Source organism: Anaerosporobacter sp., from assembly GCF_031551385.1.
Classification (GTDB): domain Bacteria; phylum Bacillota; class Clostridia; order Lachnospirales; family Lachnospiraceae; genus Anaerosporobacter.
The window spans coordinates 1-20,044 of the sequence record NZ_JAVBNS010000259.1 but is presented as its reverse complement, the minus strand read 5'-3'; the positions used below and the strand labels follow the sequence as shown (position 1 = coordinate 20,044).

Below are 20,044 nucleotides of genomic sequence, written 5' to 3'. Positions count from 1 at the left end.
TTCCGTTTGGAGTACATTTGTCTAATATTTCATTGAAATCATCGAAAAGCTCCTTTTGTACTTGTTCCATCATATCAAAGACATCTTTGTAATGAAGATAAAATGTACCCCGATTTAAGTCAGAGCACTCAGAGATTTCCTTTACTGTAATATCCTTTAAATCTTTTTCTCCTAGTAGTTTTGTTAAGCTATCTAATAATATTTTTCGTGTTTTCTTTACTCTACGGTCTAATTTGGGTTTTGTTGTAGAAGAAGTAGTTTCCATTATAAATTCCTCCTTATGTAGAATGACGGGGTTCAATTGGTGAATCATGATAAAAATGTATGTTAATCATCATCTGAATACGATTGTGTTTAGTAATCGTCGTTTATAAACAACATTGATTATTGAATTAATCCTCCTCTCTATTATAATTGAATTATGTTAATTAATCAACTGGTGTTAATAAATAAACATTAAGTTTATAAATGGGAAAGGAGTTAGATTTATGAAACAATATACGGAGTTTATAATGAAACATCGTAAATGGATTATTGGAATATTCTTAGTGTTAACGCTCATATGTGGATTGCTCTCAAAATTAGTTGGTGTAAACTATGATTTTGCAGATTATCTTCCAGAGGATGCAAAATCAACAAAAGCAATTGATGTAATGCTTGAGGAATATAATCAGTCTATTCCAAATATGAGAGTGCTACTATATGACGTATCAATTGTAAAGGCATTGGAGTATAAGAATGCAATTGAAGAAGTGGAAGGGGTTGAAGAGGTACAATGGCTAGATGATGTAATCAATATCTATCAACCACTTGAAACGATAAACAAGGACATAGTTAATACATGGTATAAAGAGCAGAGTGCAATATTTAGTGTGACTATTAATGAAGAAAATCAATTAGATACAGTAAATGCAATTCGAGATATTATTGGTGATGAGAATTGTATGTCAGGATCGGCAGTAAGTAACGCAGTAGCACCAGTTAATACAGACAAAGAAGTAAAGAGAATTATGTTAATCGTATTGCCGATTATATTAGTAATTTTGTTGTTAACAACGACTTCTTGGTACGAACCATTCTTGTTCCTAGCAACAATTGGCATAGCAGTTATGCTAAACAGAGGAACGAATCTAATGTTTGGAACAATTTCATTTGTAACAAATGCAGCAGGAGGAGTATTGCAATTAGCAGTATCTATGGATTATTCCATATTCCTATTACATCGATTCTCGGATAATCGAAGAGAAGGAATGGCAATAGAGGAGGCGATGAAACATGCAATTCGACAGGCGACAGGTTCTATTTTATCAAGTGGTTTAACAACAGTTACGGGTTTTGCAGCATTAATATTAATGAGATTTCGAATTGGCCCAGATATGGGATTTGTTATGGCAAAAGCAATTGTGTTAAGTCTAATTACGGTATTATGTCTTCTTCCAGTATTAGCAGTAGCTACATATAAATTAATTGATAAGACAGAGCATAAACCATTATATCCGTCATTTGATAGACTTTCAAAGGTAATATATAAGATAAAAATACCTGTTTTGGCTATATTTATAATACTAATGGTACCTTGTTTCTTAGCATCAAGAAACAATGAATTTCTATATGGTTCAAGTAAAGTTTATAGTACAGAAGAAACGCAATTAGGTAGGGATTTAAATGCGATTAACGAATTATATGGCAACACGAATCAAATTGTTGTTATGGTGAAAAGGGGAGAATATAGTAAGGAAGTAGCTCTAAACAAAGCATTTCTTGAGATGGATGACGTTACAAGTGTAATATCGTATTCCAATACAGTGGGGGAGAGTGTTCCAGAAGAATTTGTTCCAAGCAGCAAATTATCACAATTGTATTCAGAGAATTATAGCCGTTTTGTTCTATCATTAGATACGGAGGAAGGGTTAGAAGGTTGTTTTGAATTAATAGATCGGATTCGTGATGTAACGGAATATTATTATGGAGATGAGTATCATCTAGCGGGTGATTTAGTTAGTACAGAAGATTTGAAACAGACGATTACAGCAGATGAACGAAAAGTTAATTTTCTAGCGATTGCATTTGTATTTCTTATTCTAATGTTTTCATTCAAATCAATTACAATACCGATTATTCTTACATTGGTAATTGAAACGTCGATATGGATTAACTTAGCCGTACCATATTTTGGTAGTGATACACTCTATTATATTGGTTATCTAATTGTCAGTTCAGTACAGTTAGGGGCAACCATTGATTATGCAATCTTATTGACGGAACGATATAAAGAAAAACGTGTAGAACATGCAAAGAAAGAAGCAATTATCGAGGCACTTAAATCCTGTATGATTTCCATCATTACATCAGCATCAATATTAGCGTGTGCTGGAACGGTACTTGGAATCATATCAACGAATGGGGTGCTAAGTCAGCTTGGAACATTGTTAGGACGTGGAGCAGTACTATCATTTGTGCTAGTAGTATTTGTATTACCGTTGTTACTTGCAATGTTTGATAAACTGATTGGTTATACAACAATTGGTTGGCGAAGGGATAGTAAAGGAGGAAAATCTCATGAATAAAAGAATAGTAAAAGATATAACAAGAAAAGTGCTGATTGGTCTAATCGTAGTAACATTGGCGAGTAATCCAGTAATGACATATGCGGCAAGTGAAGTAACGAAAGATGAAAATGTTTATGCTGATTTATCATGTGATGGAACAGTAAATGGAATCTATGTAGTGAACTCCTATGAGTTAACATCGGATGAAACGATTTTGGATTACGGTAACTATAGTTCTGTTAAGAATCTATCTTCAGAGCAATCCATTACTATGGAGAATAGTAGTATCTCTATCGATGCGTCAAAAGGTATGTTTTACTATCAAGGAAATCTCGAAACAAAAGAACTGCCTTGGATTATAACGATTACATATCAGTTAGATGGAGAGGCGATTGCTGCTACTGAGTTAGCGGGAAGAGAAGGAACTCTGAAAATATTCCTATCAATCAAACAAAATGTAAATATAGATACAACATTTTTTGAACATTATCTGATGCAAGTAACCGTTACACTTGATGCAAAGAGATGTGAGAATATAAAAGCAGATGGTGCGACAATAGCAAATGTGGGAAACGACAAACAATTATTATATACAATAATGCCAAACAGTGAGAGTGAGGTAGAGATTAGCTGTGATATTACAGATTTTAGATTAGAACCAATTACATTTAAAGCAGTAGCTTCTAATATAGAAGTAGAAACGAACTCAATTGATACGAGTGTCATTACAGAAGAAACAAGCAAGATAACAGATGCAGCAGGAAAGCTTGATGATGCTTCGAATAAGGTTGCAGACGGCGTGGAACAGTTACAGAAGGGAGCAAAGCAATTAGAAGATGCAATTACGAAATTAGATAGTAAGTCTCAAACATTGAAAGATGGTTCGGCAAAAGTATTGGAAGCATTAAAGGTAATAAGTGCTCAACTAGAGAGTGTATCGATATCGTCACAAGATTTGAATAAGTTGATAACGGCTTCATCTGACATTTGTACAGGTATTAATGGGTTGCAAGCAGGAGTGAAGCAACTGGATAATGCACTTATCTATTCCAATATAAATAAAACAATATGGTCATCTTTAGCAAAACAAACAGGGAATCAAATAACGCAAGAAAATAGAGATAAACTTGCAACGGCAATTACATCACAAGACATAGTGAATCAAGTAATGTCATTACCAGATGGTGAATTGAAACAAGGAATGATTGCATATATAACTGCTTCACAAAGTTATGTTACGATAGAGCAAGCATACCAAACAGGATTGCAAACATATATGAGTACAGTAAGAGGCTCTGTAAAGGATCAAACAGGAAGTGCATATCTTGTGGCTTCTACAGAAAAGCTAAGTGAAAATTACAAAGAATTCGATAAGCAAATTAAGAAGTTAGGAAGTTCTTTATCTGGATTAGCCGATAATATGACCACATTGAAGACAGCAATTAATTCATTAACGAAAGAATACACAACTCTTGATGGAGGAATTGTTGCCTATGCAAATGGGGTGTCAGCAATTCTCACTGGTGTTACAGAATTAGAAAGTGGGTTAGAAACATTACAAGAGGGAACAAATGAACTAAGAAAAGGAACTAGCGAGTTTCTTAATCAAACCTCAGATATTGATGGAATTGTTGAAGACAAGATTGAGTCTATGGTAGATTCTATGACAGGTGGTGAATTTGAAGTAGTTTCTTTTGTTTCGGATAAGAATACGAATGTAGGGCATGTTCAATTTGTTATGGAAACAGAAGAGATAAAGAAGCCAGAAGAAGTAAAAGCACAAAAGGTGGAGGAGAAAAAATCTTTCTTTGAGAAATTAAGGGATTTGTTTTAGTAATATTTTGGTATATGCGTATGGCACTGTTATAATGGCTTTTTCTGGACTTTGACTAATATAGAATAATATTATAGAATAGTAGTATTGGTTAATTGAGAGAAAAAGCTATTAAAAGACAGCAGAAAGAGAGTGGACATACGTATGAATGTTATGAAAAAGAGTAAATCAATCATTGTGATACTTGTAATGGTTGTATTATTGGTAGGATTACCAAGTTATGCAAAAGCAGAAGAGATAGTAACAGAAGAAGTAGCGACAAATTATCTGACGGTGCATGAAAAGGCGATAGCAAATGGGGAATCCTTTGAGTTACAACTACCAAGTGGTATGAACTGCAATTATACGATCGAGGGGAATTACTATTGTGTAGGTGTACAAAGAAGCGAATATACAACTTCATTGTGGATAACAGGATATTCATCTGGAGAAGCTACCATTGTAGTTTGGTTTTATGACCAAGATTGGAATTACATAGCAAGTGAATCTTGCAAGGTGAGTGTAATTGAAAAGGGGCTTGAAGAGTCATCACTCATATGTGCAGTTGGAAAGACAGCACAATTACATATGTCAGGTTATGAGCAAACACAGGCTATCACATGGACAAGTAGTAACGTGGCAGTAGCTAAAGTAAATGAAGCAGGGCTTGTGACAGGTGTAGCAAAAGGAGAAGCAGATATAACAGCAACTTGTGTGGAAACTGATGGAACAGTGAGAACTTATACATGTAGAGTAGCAATTAGTGATCCTAAAATCAAAGAGAGTTCGGGAAACTTAGCAGTTGGTTGTACGAAGGAATTAAAACTTACAGGATTACAAGCAGAGAGTACAGTAACATTAACAACAAGTAATGCATCTGTAGCAGAAGTAAATGAATATTCAAATTCCATTTATGCCATAAAAAAAGGAACAGCTACTATTAAATGTGTAGTTGATGGAGTTTGCCTAACATATAAAGTTACAGTAACGGATCCAGAAGTAAATGTTTCTTTAGTTCCTCTTGTTAAAGGCAAGAAGGCAAAAATTAAAGTAACAGGTACGAATAAGAATAGTACGATTACGTTCAAGTCTTCAACAAAATCAATAGCAACAGTTGATAAAAATGGTTCAGTAACAGGTAAAAAAACAGGGTGTACTTGTATACAAATTAGTGTAGATGGAAAAGAGATGTCTGTTCCCGTATCTGTTGGAAGTGCAAAAGTTATCAATGCACTTAAATATGCGATGGATGCAGTTGGAACTCCATATAGCCAAGCAAAGAGAATGGAAAATGGCTATTACGATTGCAGCAGTTTAACTTGGAGAGCATATCATAGTGCAGGTGTAAACATAGGAAGTAAATGGTGGGCACCAACAGCAGCAGATATAGCCAAGACATTAGTACAGAATAAGAAAGCAATTGCATACAAGGCATTGCCAGTAGAAAAAATGCAGCCAGGAGATTTATTGTTCTTTGCTAAGACTGATGGAACAGATAATGGACGTTATAAGAATATCTATCATGTAGGAATCTATTGTGGATCAAATGGTGATGCATATGGAAGTGGTTTGCTATTAGAAGCAAGATTATGTGGAGTTGGTATCTATACATATTACCCAGAAGACCGAAAAGTAGTTGTTGTTGCAAGACCTACGAAGTAAAAATGTAGTATAATGCAAAACTTGGATAGGTTTTCGAAGCGTATTCGCTGGTGCTCTCTAATACAAAACACGCTACACACCTATGTACTTCTAAGTGTGTACGGATAGTTTATCAAAAGGTTACGGACCGCCTTCGATTCGGCATCCTGCCTTAGGGCATGTCTTGAAAAATCATTGCACTGTTCTGCACCCTCCACTCAGCGGTCTGAAATTTCAAAATTCAGTCAACGTAGCTCGCTACGTCTCCTAAATTTTGAAATCCCATCCCACTAAGTGGAGTGCACAGTTCAGCACAAGCATTTTTCAGACACGCCCTAACTCAGGCTGGCTCGGCGTCCTTGCCTCGCCTTCCTCGGTTATGAATGTACACACTAAGAAGTGCTATAGGTGTTTCGCTATCGTTTTTTAATTAGAGAGCACCAGCGAATACGCAGGGAAGGTAACGAAGTTTTGCATGGCTACTTTGTAGAAACACAAATAGGAAGAATGTAATGAATAATCCTTATGAATTTGTACAGAATAAACGAAGTAATTTGTTGAATGAAATGTAACGTACAAAAAAGGAGATTTCATATGGCACAAAAAAATGATACTAAAATTACTAGTACAAGCAATACAACATCAAATAAGACTAGTAGTGAGAATGTAACAGATAAATCGAAAACTACGAATAAGATAAACATGGACTATGATTGGAATTCGGAATATGGAGATGGTGATATTCCTGATATTGATAAGTAGGAAATTTGGTTCTAAGATAAAAGAGAAATAAATAAAGTTTGAGATAAAAACGAAGTGTAATTTTAATGTTTTGGCATTAGAGTTGCACTTCGTTTTTTATGAAATTTGTAGTAGTTTTATATCATTTCTGATTTCATTTTCAATAATGAGATTAACTCTTGTCTGTTCCGCTTTCATTTGTGCAATATCTTGTTTGATAGGTTCTAATTCCGCTTTTAACTTTTTATCAAAAATATCAGATATTGCTAATAGTAATTCGTTATTACTCAATAGTATCCCTCCTTAAATAGATTATAATTACATAAAAATTATAACATAAGAGTGAGTTGAAATCCATTTAATTATCAAGTATTCCGTTGTCTTTCGCATGGAATCAACGAAAATCGGTAATACTATCTGGAATGAATTCGAAAGGAAGACAACGCAATGAACTCTATTTGGTCAGAACATAGTAAAATACCACAATATCCACAGTTGCGAAAGGACATCAACACAGATGTACTAATAATCGGTGGCGGAATGTGTGGAATAATGTGTGCATATTTTTTAAAGCAAAAGGGAATCGATTATGTATTAGTAGAAGGGGAGAGAATTGGACAAGGGATAACGAAGAATACAACGGCAAAGATAACATCGCAGCATGGGTTACTATACAGTGATTTGATTAAAAACGCAGGAGTGGAGCAGGCGAAGATGTATCTGGAAGCAAATGAAAAAGCAATAGCTAAATTTCGAATGCTGTGCAGAAATATAGACTGTGAGTTTGAACAAAAAGATGCATATACGTATTCACTAACAAGTAAAAGGCGAATAGAAGAGGAAGTAAAAGCAGTAAATAAGCTTGGTTACAGAGCGGAATATATGGAACGTTTACCATTACCATTAAACGTAAGAGGAGCAATCAAGTTTGGTAAGCAGGCACAATTTAACCCCTTATTATTTTTGGAAGGGATTGCAAAGGAACTTAATATATATGAAAATACGTATGTGCGTGATATTCAGGGACACACAGCGATAACAGACCGTGCTAAGATACGAGCGAAAAAAATAATTGTAGCGACACATTTTCCTATTATCAATAAGCATGGAAGTTATTTTTTGAAGATGTATCAACATCGTTCCTATGCAATTGCCCTTGAGAATGCGCCGAAAGTAAATGGAATGTACGTGGACGAAGCGCAAAGCGGAATGTCTTTTAGAAATTATAAAAATATGCTTATCATTGGAGGCGGTGACCATCGGACTGGAAAGTCGGGCGGGAACTGGGAAGAACTTAGGACATTCGTAAAGAAGAATTATCCGAAAGCAATCGAGCGATATTCATGGGCAACACAAGACTGTATGAGCCTTGATGGCATTCCTTATATCGGACATTATTCAAGGCTAACGCCACATCTATATGTAGCGACTGGATTTAATAAGTGGGGAATGACATCTTCTATGGTAGCAGCTATGATTCTAAGTGATATGGTTATGGGAAAGAGAAATGAATGGGAAGAGGTATATTCACCACATCGAAGTATGTTAAAACAACAGTTGCTTATAAATGGAGTTGAAGCGGTTTGTAATCTTTTAACTCCAACTGTGAAGCGTTGTCCGCATATGGGCTGTGCATTAAAATGGAATAAGATAGAGCACACTTGGGATTGTCCTTGTCATGGTTCAAGATTTAGCAGGGAAGGGAATTTGATCGATAATCCTGCGAAGCATAATATGAATGTATAAAAAGTGAACGTTAATCGTTACTGTTAACTCCCATACCTTGCACCACGCTGCAAGGCTATGGGCTAATAACGTAGAATAGCCAAGAATCCAGTAGCGCAACAAACGCATATCTTGATTTCGTTCGTGCAATAGAATATACTATATATAATTATACCTTTGGAGGTGAAATATGCGCCCTATTTTTTACGTAAATATTGCGCTTGAAATTTTTGGAGCGGCAACTTCGCTCCTTGTAATTATTTGTATGGCTGTCGGACGTTTTCAAAAAACGAAACTGGACAAGATTTTTATTTGGCTTCTCGTTTCTAACATCCTAGTGTTGCTAAGTGATGCAACCGCGATTTCGTTGAAGGGAAATACTTCCTTCGTTGCGGGTGTTTTCATCCGCATCGCTAATTTTTGTGTATACAGCTTCGGATATCTTATCCTTGCAGTTTTCGCTGTATATCTCATGAGTTTTTTAGGAACGAAAACACCTGTCTCGCATACTCTCACAAAACTTGTATGTGGCGGATGCGCCATTGCCGTTCTACTGGTTGTAATATCACAATTTAACCACATGTATTATCGTTTTGATGAAAACAACGTATACATTCGCGGAGAGTGGTTTTGGCTGTCTCAAGTATTGCCGATTCTTTGTATGCTACTCAACTCTGTTGTGATTTTTAGATTTAGAAGATTCTTGGATTTACGAGAAAAAATGTTCCTATCCGCTTATATTGTCTTGCCAATCATGGCAATGGTAATACAAATCATGGTTTATGGCTTGGCACTGCTGTATATCGTTACCTCTCTTTCGGTGTTTTTAATCTATTTAGGCATACAGGTTGATCAAGGGCAGCAGGCGAAACAAAAAGAAGCAGAGCTGACCGAGGCATATATTTCGGTTATGCTCAGTCAGATGCAACCACATTTTTTATATAACTCACTGGCATCGATTGAATACCTTTGTCATATTGGCGAATCGGATCAGGCAGCAACCGCTGTGCGAGATTTCTCTAAATATCTGCGGGGAAATATGGAGTCTGTCACCAACAAAAAATGTATTCCCTTTGAGAAAGAATTACAGCACACAAATCTCTATCTTTCGCTTGAAAAACGGCGGTTTGACGACTTGATACAAACAAGCTATGATATTCAGGTAATGAATTTTGCGTTGCCCCCGCTTACTTTGCAGCCCATTGTAGAAAATGCAGTAAAGCATGGAATCACCAAACGTAAAAATGGCGGATTGATTACAATACATACGAAGGAAGACGAGAGCTTTTGGCATATTCTTGTGACTGATACGGGCATAGGTTTCGACATAAACGCTGAGCTGGAGGATGGCCGCACCCATGTTGGAATTGCAAATGTACGCAGTAGGCTGAAGATGCTCTGTGACGGACAGCTTATAATCGAAAGTACACCTGATGTTGGAACAACAGCAATAATATTAATTCCCAAAAAGACAGGGGGTACTGTGTCATGAATATTATTGCAGTAGATGATGAAAAACCGGCTTTGTTTTTGACGGAGAGAGCCATTCGAGAGGGCGTGCCTGGCTGTTCTCTCGCCTGCTTTGCATCTGCGAAAGAGGCACTTTCCTATGCTGGAAGTACAATGATTGATATTGCATTTTTGGATATAGATATGAGGAGGATGGACGGCTTAACTCTTGCAAAGAAGCTTCAAGAAATACGGGATAAAACCAACATTATTTTTGTCACCGGCTACTCCGAATATGCTGTTAATGCATTTTCCATTGGTTCCAGCGGATATATTATGAAGCCAGTAGAGCCGGAAGTGATTGCCCTTGAGGTTAGCCGCTTGCGTAATCCTCTTGATATTGCTAAGTTAATTAATAAAATTGGACATTTTACCTTTGACCATGACGCACGACGAGTATTTAAGAATGACAGAGACTTACGGTTGCAACCACGAGAATACAATATATTTCTTTTGCTGGCTTCTCATCCAGATGTTTATTTTTCGCCACAGGAATTATATGAAAAAACTTCCGGTCAAGATATCAGTGATGATATTCGTGCCCTTTATGTGCAAATGCACCGTCTTAGAAAAAAACTGGGACTGGAGGAGACAGGGATTGAAAATGGTATAAAGATTGAACAAAGCAGAGGAAAGGGGTATCGGCTTACAGTAAAATAATAGATAAAAAAATAAAAAGTTGAATCTTACATTTTGGTAAGATTCAACTTTTTTCTATGTTCATGTGGTATAATATACATAAGCTTCGCATCAAATTAAGACATCCATCTATCGGGTGTTTTTTATCTTAAAGGAGGGGTATAATGTGGATTATTGCCATCTGTGACAAGTGCTTTACCTTGAATAGTTTGGCAAATGCCATTGAAATGATTGTGAAATCCGATGCGTGGGCTATGGGTAATTTGCGGTGTCGCATTATATGATATTAACAGTTAAACCAAATCAAAACCAGAAATTTCAAGGAGGATTAACAAATGCAAACTACAAAAAAAACAAAACGAATACTCAGTTTTCTGCTGGTGGTTTCAATGATACTGTCGGCAATACCGGCAAGGAGTGTATCTGCACTGGCGGCTGAACCAACAGATCTAATTAGTACAATTAAAGCCGTATCTGGTTTAGATGCCGCATGGGACGAATCAACTGGTACAGTTACAATTACAGGGACAGCAACCGCCGAATACATCGATTCTTCACCTACCCTTGATTTAACTATTCCAGAAGGTGTAACTATCGATTGGCAAGCGGATTTGACTAGTTATGCAAATCAAACCATTAATATTAATAATGCTTCTGGTATAAACACTGCGTTTAATATGACTAGTGGTAAAATTATCAATACTTTTGACGGTAACCACGCTGGTGGAAGTACTGCGGTTTATGTTGCTAGTCAAAGCACTGTTATGACTGTATTTGATGGTGAAATTAAAGGCAGTGATTTTGCAACCTACGGTGGGAATTATGGCATATATTCTAAAGGGCCACTCATAGTTAAAGGCGGACTAATTTATGGCGGTAAAGGAGCTGACACCACTTATGGTATAATGATTTATGCAGGTACCCTCACGGTAGAAGGCGGAACAATTGACGGTGGCGAAGGTGAGATGAGCACAGGAATTAATACTTATGGATCTGTTACTGTATTAGGCGGAACAATCACTGGTGGCGGAGGTATTTATACAGAATGTAGTTATGGTATAGCAGGTAGTGGTACTATTAATATATCTGGGGGAACACTCCTTGGTGGCATTAGCAACGATGAGTGTAATGTTTTAGTACATTCAGGTACCAATACTGTAACTATATCAGGTGGTAAGATTATTAGCAATACAGGTGCAGCAATCTATTTTAATGATGATGCAGCAACAGCAAATATAAACAACAACGCAGTGATTTTTGGTAAAGGCAGTACAAGTACAATTACTAAAACTACTCAGCCAACCCCAACCAATAATGCAATAATCGTCACATGGACGGGTAGCGGAAGTTCGTATGACCAATACAGTGATGATGATCTAACCGTATCTGCAGCATCAAGTGCATCACCCAAAACTGCAGAGTGGGATATTGTTGACGGTAAGTATGGTGTAACCTATACCTGCGGAACAAATACTGGATTTATTGAAGTGAGCGGTGTAACAGTAACACCTGAGGTCATTGATTATACACTATATTTTAAAAATGACAGTAGTGGATGGAATCTTTATAAAGGTGATTCTACTAATTTGTATAAAGGCAACAAAGGTAATTGGTTTGTAAGCGGCGATGAATTAACACTTGGCGGTACTGACAGTTTTGTGTTTTCAACTACTGCTCCAAATGGATTAATTGTTCCAGAAACGGCAACAATTGTTTTAGCAGATGGAACGAATAACGTTATTACAAGTACTCATTCGGGTAGTGGTGATGCAGATGAATATAGCAGTGGCATAAGAGCAGATGGTTCCTTAACGATTAAAGGTGAAACAACAGGAACTGGAGTGTTAACAGCTACCAGTGGAAATTCATCATATTCCTCAGTTGGAATTAGAGTGTATAACAGCATGATTATAAATAGTGGAATTGTTAATACAATTGGTGGTAATGGAGCTGATTCATTTGGTATTTTAACTGAAAATAATGATATAACATTTAATGGCGGCAAAATCACTGCTAAGGGTAACCTTTATGCTGTAATGACTGACAACGAAATTTCAGGGGTAACTACACAAGGTACTACTGATGGCTCAACAACAGGACTTGTTCCAGCGCTATGGAGTAACGGAAGTTACCGTATTAACGGAACGGCTGCAAAGTATCTTGAAATAACTCTACCGTCATCAACGTACACTGTAACATATAGTGGTAACAACAATACAAGCGGAAGTGTTCCGGTTGATTCAAATGATTATGAAACAGATGATATTGTTACAGTTTTAGGCAATACGGGCAGTCTTGTAAGAACAGGATATACATTTGCAGGCTGGAATATGCAAGCCGATGGTTTGGGAACAAGCTATACAGTAGGCGACACATTCGATATAGCAAGTTCTGATGTTACTCTTTATGCAAAGTGGACTGAGGATATGGCACTTGCTAATAAAACACTTGCAAGTGGTACTGTTGGTACAATATACAGTGATAATGTTACTGCTACAACTAATGCTACTGGTACCGTAACATATTCAATAACTACTGGTACTTTACCAGTAGGATTAAGTATGAATTCAAGTGGCGTATTTAGTGGTACTCCTACTACTGCAACTACAACAGCTACAACTTTCACTGTAACTGCAATAGATAGTGCTATACCTCCTAACACCGCAAGTGCTACATATACTATTTCAATTAACAAAGGAACAAAGACTCCTCCTACAAGTGTAACTGGCTCATACACAGGCGATGGAACAAATTTCACATATACAGTAACAGCCATTGCAGGAGCGGAATATAGTAAAGATGGTGCAAACTGGCAGGATAGTAATGTATTCACTGGTTTTACAACAAGTTCACCTGCAACAACATTCTATGCTAGAATTAAAGGTGATACAAATTATAATGAAAGTGCCAGTGCAAGTACAAGTTCAGTAACATTCGCACGGTTAACAAATTCAAGTGTACCAACTATTAACTATGAAGTAACAGGTGCAACAGGAAGTAAAGTTATTACAATTACAGCAATTTCAGGCTGTGAGTATCAGTTCGGCACTGATGGATGGAGCGATACTAACACTAAAACATATGCAACTGATATAACTGAAACAATTTATATACGCTATAAAGCAACAGGTACGCATAACGAATCCAGTTCTGCAAGTCAATCTGTTAGTTTGGCTAATCAAGAACAGTCTGCTCCATCAGCTTTTACTTTAACATTTGCTGATAATGGTGATGGAACATTTACCGCAACGATTCCAACTGTAACAGGTGGAGAATACAGCTTTGATGGCACAACCTACACTGCAAGCAATACGAAAGCGGATTGTTCACCAAATACATCCTACACTGGCTATGTTCGACTTGCAGCAAAAACAGGTTATAATGCAAGTTCTGTCGCAAGCGATACAAAAACATCACCAAAGTTGGCAGCTACAGTGGCAAACTTAACCTACACGCTCACAGATGTAACCTATAATAGAACTCAGCAAAGTGTAACAATTGCACCTAATACTGGCGTTGGTGCAGTAACTGTTAAGTATAATGGTAGTACAACCGCTCCGACAAACGCAGGGACTTATACAATTACAGTGGATATTGCCGAGGGTACAGGATACGGCTCAGCAACAGACCTTGCAATCGGTAACTGGACAATCAAAAAAGCATCCATTACAGTTACAGCGGATGCACAAGAAAAAATAAAAGGTGAAACTGACCCAGAATTTACTTATAACATAACAAGTGGAACATTAATCGCAGATGATACACTTACCGGTTCACTTGCAAGACTTGTAGGAGAAACTACAGGAAACTACGCAATCACCCTTGGAACTCTTGCAAATTCTAACTATGAAATTAATTTTATGGGTAATTACTTAACCATAAAAGAGAATGTAAGTGATCCAGTTCCTACACTTTATACCATTAATGGCACTGTGACGAATACTCCTGCTCATGGCGATGTTACTGTTACAATTATGCAGGGTAATAAAATATTCGGAAAGAGTGAAGGAACATCTTACAGTTTTGCAAACTTAGCATCTGGAGTATATAATATCACTGCAACAAATGGAACAGAAAGCAAAACAGTGTACCACGAGCTTACAGCAAGTGCCATGGTTGATATTACAATCGGTACAAAAACGGCTGCCGTGGACGTAACTGGAAATGATACACCGCCAGTTGTTGTGAGTGTAACAGCGCTTGAAAACAAACTTAGTGATGTTAATAGCAGTCTTGAACTTATTGTCGAAGCAAAGACTGTTCCGCAAGCAATCACAAATATAGCAACAGGTAAAACAATAGCATTTAATTTGGACTTTACCGTTGTAAAAGATGGAACATTACAATCGACATATGAATTTAACGACATTATAACAGCACAATTCCCTATACCGGATGCGGCAAAGGGCAAATCAATCAGCATTTACAGATTGCATAATGGTGTTGCAAGTGTGATGCCTGTCGGATTAAGTAACGCTATTGACGGCGAATATGTTGAAATTGGTACAGATAGAATTACACTCCATATCAAAAAGTTCTCGGATTATGCGGTTGCCTATGCTGCATCAACACAGACAATCACTGCAACTGCAGAAACAGGCGGTACGATATCGCCAAGTGGTACAGTAACTGTAGATACAGGAGATAACCAAACCTTTACCATCACGGCAAACAGTGGTTACTCAATTTCTGATGTAAAAGTAGATAACGTAAGTGTTGGCAAACTTTCCACTTATACATTTAACAACGTAACAGCATCCCATACAATATCCGCAACATTTTCATACAACGGCGGTGGAGATGGTGGAAGTTACACTACGAATGCACAAACACCAACTATCATCACACAACCGACAGAACTTTCTACTATTGTAGGTGAAACAAAAGCACTGAAAGCGGCGGCTACAGTAAGTGATAGTGGAACACTTTCTTATCAGTGGTATGCAAACACATCATTAAAAAATACAGGAGGAACTGTAATCAGCGGCGCAACCAGTGCGGACTATACTGTTCCAACAGCAAAAGCAGGAACGTATTACTATTATGTTGTGGTTACCAATACCAATAACAGCGTAGATGGTTCAAAAGTTGCAACAGTGACTAGTAAAGCGGTAACAGTAACGGTTGCAGAAAAGACAGAAACAAAACAATTTACTGTTACCTACAAAGTAAATGGTGGCGGAACTGTTGCAGATATGCCATCAGATATTACGAAGTATACCAGTGGTAAAACTGTTACCATAAAAGGAACGCCAGTATCAACATCGAAATTTTTTGCAGGTTGGAACACAAAAGCAGACGGTACAGGAAAAAGCTACACAGCCGGAAAGACATTTAAGATTACGGCTAACACTACCTTATATGCACAATGGAAAGATACCTATACTGCTTCTTCTAAGCTACAGTATAAAGTTACAAGCAAAAATCAAGTAGCTTGTATTGGTACAACAGATAAAAAAGCAACCTCTATCACTATAGTTAACTCGTTTGTATACAAAGGAATTACTTATAAAGTAACAAGTGTAGCAAAAAATGCGTTCCGAGGTAATGAAAAAATTACAACTGTTAAGATTGGTAATAATGTAAAAACAATAAGTAATACAGCGTTTTATAAGTGTCCAAATCTTAGTAAAGTAACTATCGGAACAGGACTGATAAGCATTGGAAATGATGCATTTTGTTTTGTGAATGACAATTGTGTAATCACGATTAACAGTACCAAGTTAAAGACTGTGAAAACAGCAATCAATCACGGAACAAAAAATATGGTAATTAAAGTTCCAAAGAGTAAGCTAAAAGAATATAAAAAATTGTTTGCAAAAACATCAAAAACAATAACGGTAAAAGAAAAATAAAAAACTGAAACACATGTATTCCTTGACGCCTCCAGACTATTACAACAGCCTGGAGGCTTTTCTTTTGAAGAACAGTGAAAAATATGAATAGGAATGTAAAATATTGACGATATGGAATTGATATGATAATATAAAGGAAATGATGCATTACAAAATAAGTAATAATAAAGATGTACAGTACTGTTTTTGGGTAATATTGATGTATTGGGATTTGTTTTATCAAATACAGGGGGAATGTAAGTGCTTAGATTGAAAAAAATATGCAAGGTAAGAGGACAAAAGAAGTGATTGAATTTAATGACTTGTTTATTCGAGATTTGAATGATTATGATAAATTATTTGATATGATTAATGATGATGCAATTGATAATCAAGTAGTAGATACTGTAAAAAGATTTTTGGGTTTAAAATGTGATAGGATAGTAATTGAATACCCATACCACGATAAAGATTTTCTTAGTACATATTATTGTTATTATTCGCAAAAATTCCGTGGTTTTTCGAAAAAATGTTATCGTTTACATGTCATGGGGGAAAATGATGAATACTATGGATATATAGTGTTAAGGCCAACCGTTAAAGGGACACGATTGGGAACAACATATCTTTCGCCAAAAGCATTGGTTGATGAAGATGCATATTTGATGATTGCAGGGTTCGAAGCACATATTATGGGGGATAAACAAAAAATCATGTGCTTTCCATGGATGAAACAAGAGGTTGATATTTCAGTATGTGCTCATGTAGCTGCATGGACCATTTTAAGATATTATGGTACGAAATATCATAACTATGCGGACACAACGATGGGGACCATTACACAAAGAATAAAAGGGGATATGGGAAGAAAAACTCCTTCTAGCGGGTTAACACCAGTGCAAATAGCAGATTTATTTCAAGAGTATGGTTTTAGTCCAATAATAAGAGGGGGAATGAAAGAAAAAAATAATCGCCTTTTAGATGAAATGGTAGCCTATATAGAATCTGGAATTCCAATAGTAGGTTTTATTTCTCCAAAACAACATGCGGTTTCCATTGTTGGACATGGAAAATTAGATTATGAGTTATTGGATGATTCAGTTAGTATAAATAAATTGAAAGATTATAAAACGGGAGTTGTTTTACATTCCAAGCTTGTATCATCGCTATATGTAATGGAAGATAATTATTTTGCATATAGAAAGGTATCCAAAGATCTTCCTACATCAAGTAGTGATGTGGATTATAATTTATATGAAATCAAATTTGCCGTTATTCCTTTATATGAGAAGATGCAATTAGTATATAATGAAGTGTATGAACGTTATACTGCTCTTGTTGAATCGGATACTATGGACTGGGAGGAAATAAAGGTAAGTAGAATCTATATGACTTCCACTAATTCTTTGAAACGTGAAGCAGGAAACAATGATATGATGTGTGACGAATTGAAAATAATTATTTCACGTTTGAATATGTCAAAGTTTGTATGGTGTATTGATATTGCAGGAATAGACAATTATAAAAGGAATCTCACATCGGGTAGAATTATTATTGATTCGACATGTTCGACATATGAAAAAGAACCATGGTTGTTAATGCATGATGGACATCAGATAAAATATTACGATGAAGATGAAAATCAAAATTATGTAGTTGAATGTGAGGTTCAACCATATACAATTTATATGAATAATTTAAAAAAAGTATAGGAGGCATCATATTGGATAATAATGAATTTTATGTAAACGAAGTAATTGAAGCATATTTGGATACAAAAGAGGAAAGAATGAAAAGTCTTGATAGAGTTACGGTAAAAAGTTTGTTTAGAACATGTATTGAATCTGTTAATCCAGAATTACCTCGCTCTTCTGTAATTATCAAAGGAATGAAAAGTACGGAAACATCATATAGTATTAAACTAAAAAATATAAGGATTAATTTTAGTTTTGCATTAGATATGATTTTGGGAATAGGTGGAGTATATGAAGGTAGTAAGATAATGTTGATTGCTCTTATTTTGGATGTTCTTAGGACGTTTTTTACAGATGCTACTGTAGAATTAAAAGAAGAGGATTCTTATTTAATATATTTACTTCATAAATTGGATTATAGCAAAGTAGGACTACCAAAAGAATGTCTGGAAAATGTTATTAAGAATGATTCGATTGCACAAGAAAAAAAATATTTTTCTGAGATTGGAGAACTTGATAAATCACTTGAACGGCTAGAATTGATTCATAGTATTGTATTGGAAAATGGAAGGTATCATGTTTCGGAAATAATTCTTAATTGAAAAATAAGAAGGAGTGTTTTATAATGGTTAGATATAGTAGAAAAAAAGGGGAGATATCGTGGCAGAACAGACGAAACCAATATTTGGTAATACGGCATATGCAGTAATAGAAGGCAGAAAAAAAGTTGATCGCTTAACAGAAATATCTTATGATATAGCTGCTAAGGAAGCAGATAAGAGAATAGAAGAAAATAATCGTGAATATGTAGAAACATATAAGAGAGCTGCGTTATTTTCTGCAAAATAGTTAAAGTAAATGATTAGATAATGACAACGGGAACACATGTATCTCTTGACGCCTCCAGACTATTATGATAGTATGAATGCATACTATTACAATAGTCTGGAGGTTTTTTATTTTGGAGATAAAATTATTCGATAGTGAAGTTAAGGTTATGGAATTCGTGTGGGAGCATGAACCAATAACGGCGAAAGAACTTAGTGTTATGGCAAATGAGAGGTATGAGTGGAACAAGAATACAACGTATACCGTAATTAAGAAATTGATTGATAAGGGCGCGATACAAAGGACAGAGCCAAATTTTGTTTGTACCTCGTTGATTAAGAAGGAAATCGTGCAGAAAGAAGAGACAAATCAACTGATTACACGCCTGTTTCGTGGTTCTAAGAAAGCATTTTTTGCAGCGTTTTTGCAGGATGAGAACCTATCAAATGAGGAATATGAAGAGTTACAAGAGATGATTGAGAAAAGAAGAGGAGAAATAGGAAATTAATTGCTCAATTTTTCAAAATAGTTTTATTCATATTACTTGTGAGATGTATTATAAGGCAATAGTTTGAAAGCAGGGGATTACATATGGTTTCAGTTTTTTATTGGGTACTGAATATGACGATTGTAGGTTCTATATTCGCACTAATATTGCTGGGAATTCGTAGAATTAAGAGATTACCAAGAATGTTTGTGTATGCGATGTATAGCTTACTATTCGTAAGATTATTGTGTCCATTTGGGTTAACGAGTGGATTTAGTTTATTAAACATATTGCCAAGGGGAAGTGTGAATTTAGTCTATTTAGAGAGAGGTAGTTCAAGTGCGAGTATTCCAGAACTATCGTATTCGAATGTCATGCAGAGTGCGAATTCCTATTTCCCAATGGTATTAAAATCGGATAGGATAGCAAGATTTTATGAAGTGGGTTCAATTGTATGGATTGTGATACTAGCGGCATTACTTGTAGGATATAGTTTGCTTTATATAATGTCTATAAACAAAATAAGAAAATCCATATATAAAAACGGGGATTTCTATCAAAGCCATGCAATAGATGTCCCAATG

The 20,044-nt window shown here is 36.0% G+C and carries 14 protein-coding genes and 1 pseudogene; 13 read left to right on the top strand and 2 right to left on the bottom strand.

Going from position 1 to position 20,044, the window contains the following annotated elements; translation table 11 throughout:
* A pseudogene (locus RMR19_RS19420) lies at nt 1-265 on the bottom strand (TetR/AcrR family transcriptional regulator); the annotation flags it as partial.
* Between the two features lie 223 nt (nt 266-488).
* Between RMR19_RS19420 and RMR19_RS19415 the strand changes: the two are divergent.
* From RMR19_RS19415 to RMR19_RS19400, 4 genes are all read left to right on the top strand, one after another.
* On the top strand, nt 489-2,567 hold the full coding sequence (locus RMR19_RS19415; RefSeq protein ID WP_310605160.1) for an efflux RND transporter permease subunit: 2,079 nt from the start codon (nt 489-491) through the stop codon (nt 2,565-2,567).
* Nucleotides 2,560-4,383, top strand: a complete 1,824-nt coding sequence (locus RMR19_RS19410; RefSeq protein ID WP_310605159.1) for a hypothetical protein — start codon at nt 2,560-2,562, stop codon at nt 4,381-4,383. Before RMR19_RS19415 ends, RMR19_RS19410 begins: the two co-directional genes overlap by 8 nt.
* 153 nt (nt 4,384-4,536) lie before the next feature.
* Complete coding sequence (locus RMR19_RS19405) at nt 4,537-6,024, top strand: Ig-like domain-containing protein (protein ID WP_310605158.1); 1,488 nt, start codon at nt 4,537-4,539, stop codon at nt 6,022-6,024.
* Nucleotides 6,025-6,597: 573 nt separating this feature from the next.
* A complete protein-coding gene (locus RMR19_RS19400) occupies nt 6,598-6,765 on the top strand; it encodes a hypothetical protein (RefSeq protein WP_310605157.1) in 168 nt (55 codons plus the stop codon).
* A 96-nt stretch (nt 6,766-6,861) separates the two neighbouring features.
* Here RMR19_RS19400 and RMR19_RS19395 read toward each other — a convergent pair whose 3' ends face one another.
* The gene (locus RMR19_RS19395) at nt 6,862-7,035 is read right to left on the bottom strand and encodes a hypothetical protein (RefSeq protein WP_310605156.1); all 174 of its coding nucleotides are present in this window, start codon (nt 7,033-7,035) and stop codon (nt 6,862-6,864) included.
* Nucleotides 7,036-7,191: 156 nt separating this feature from the next.
* On the opposite strand from RMR19_RS19395, the gene RMR19_RS19390 reads away from it, so the two are divergent.
* The 9 genes from RMR19_RS19390 to RMR19_RS19350 form a co-directional block, all read left to right on the top strand.
* Entirely contained in the window at nt 7,192-8,490 is a 1,299-nt protein-coding gene (locus tag RMR19_RS19390) for an FAD-dependent oxidoreductase (RefSeq protein WP_310605155.1), read from the top strand.
* 169 nt (nt 8,491-8,659) lie between these two features.
* A complete protein-coding gene (locus RMR19_RS19385) occupies nt 8,660-9,961 on the top strand; it encodes a sensor histidine kinase (protein ID WP_310605154.1) in 1,302 nt (433 codons plus the stop codon).
* Entirely contained in the window at nt 9,958-10,638 is a 681-nt protein-coding gene (locus tag RMR19_RS19380; RefSeq protein ID WP_310605153.1) for a response regulator transcription factor, read from the top strand. Before RMR19_RS19385 ends, RMR19_RS19380 begins: the two co-directional genes overlap by 4 nt.
* 314 nt (nt 10,639-10,952) lie before the next feature.
* Nucleotides 10,953-16,472: an InlB B-repeat-containing protein gene (locus RMR19_RS19375; protein ID WP_310605152.1), complete on the top strand. Its 5,520-nt coding sequence runs from the start codon at nt 10,953-10,955 to the stop codon at nt 16,470-16,472.
* A 260-nt stretch (nt 16,473-16,732) separates the two neighbouring features.
* Nucleotides 16,733-18,163, top strand: coding sequence for a hypothetical protein (locus tag RMR19_RS19370; RefSeq protein ID WP_310605151.1), 1,431 nt, complete (start codon nt 16,733-16,735; stop codon nt 18,161-18,163).
* Between the two features lie 11 nt (nt 18,164-18,174).
* On the top strand, nt 18,175-18,747 hold the full coding sequence (locus tag RMR19_RS19365) for a hypothetical protein (RefSeq protein ID WP_310605150.1): 573 nt from the start codon (nt 18,175-18,177) through the stop codon (nt 18,745-18,747).
* 58 nt (nt 18,748-18,805) lie between these two features.
* Entirely contained in the window at nt 18,806-18,994 is a 189-nt protein-coding gene (locus tag RMR19_RS19360) for a hypothetical protein (protein ID WP_310605149.1), read from the top strand.
* A gap of 112 nt (nt 18,995-19,106) precedes the next feature.
* Entirely contained in the window at nt 19,107-19,481 is a 375-nt protein-coding gene (locus RMR19_RS19355) for a BlaI/MecI/CopY family transcriptional regulator (RefSeq protein WP_331654802.1), read from the top strand.
* An 83-nt stretch (nt 19,482-19,564) separates the two neighbouring features.
* Nucleotides 19,565-20,044 (top strand): hypothetical protein (locus RMR19_RS19350; RefSeq protein ID WP_310605147.1); only part of this gene is annotated, 480 nt, incomplete at its 3' end.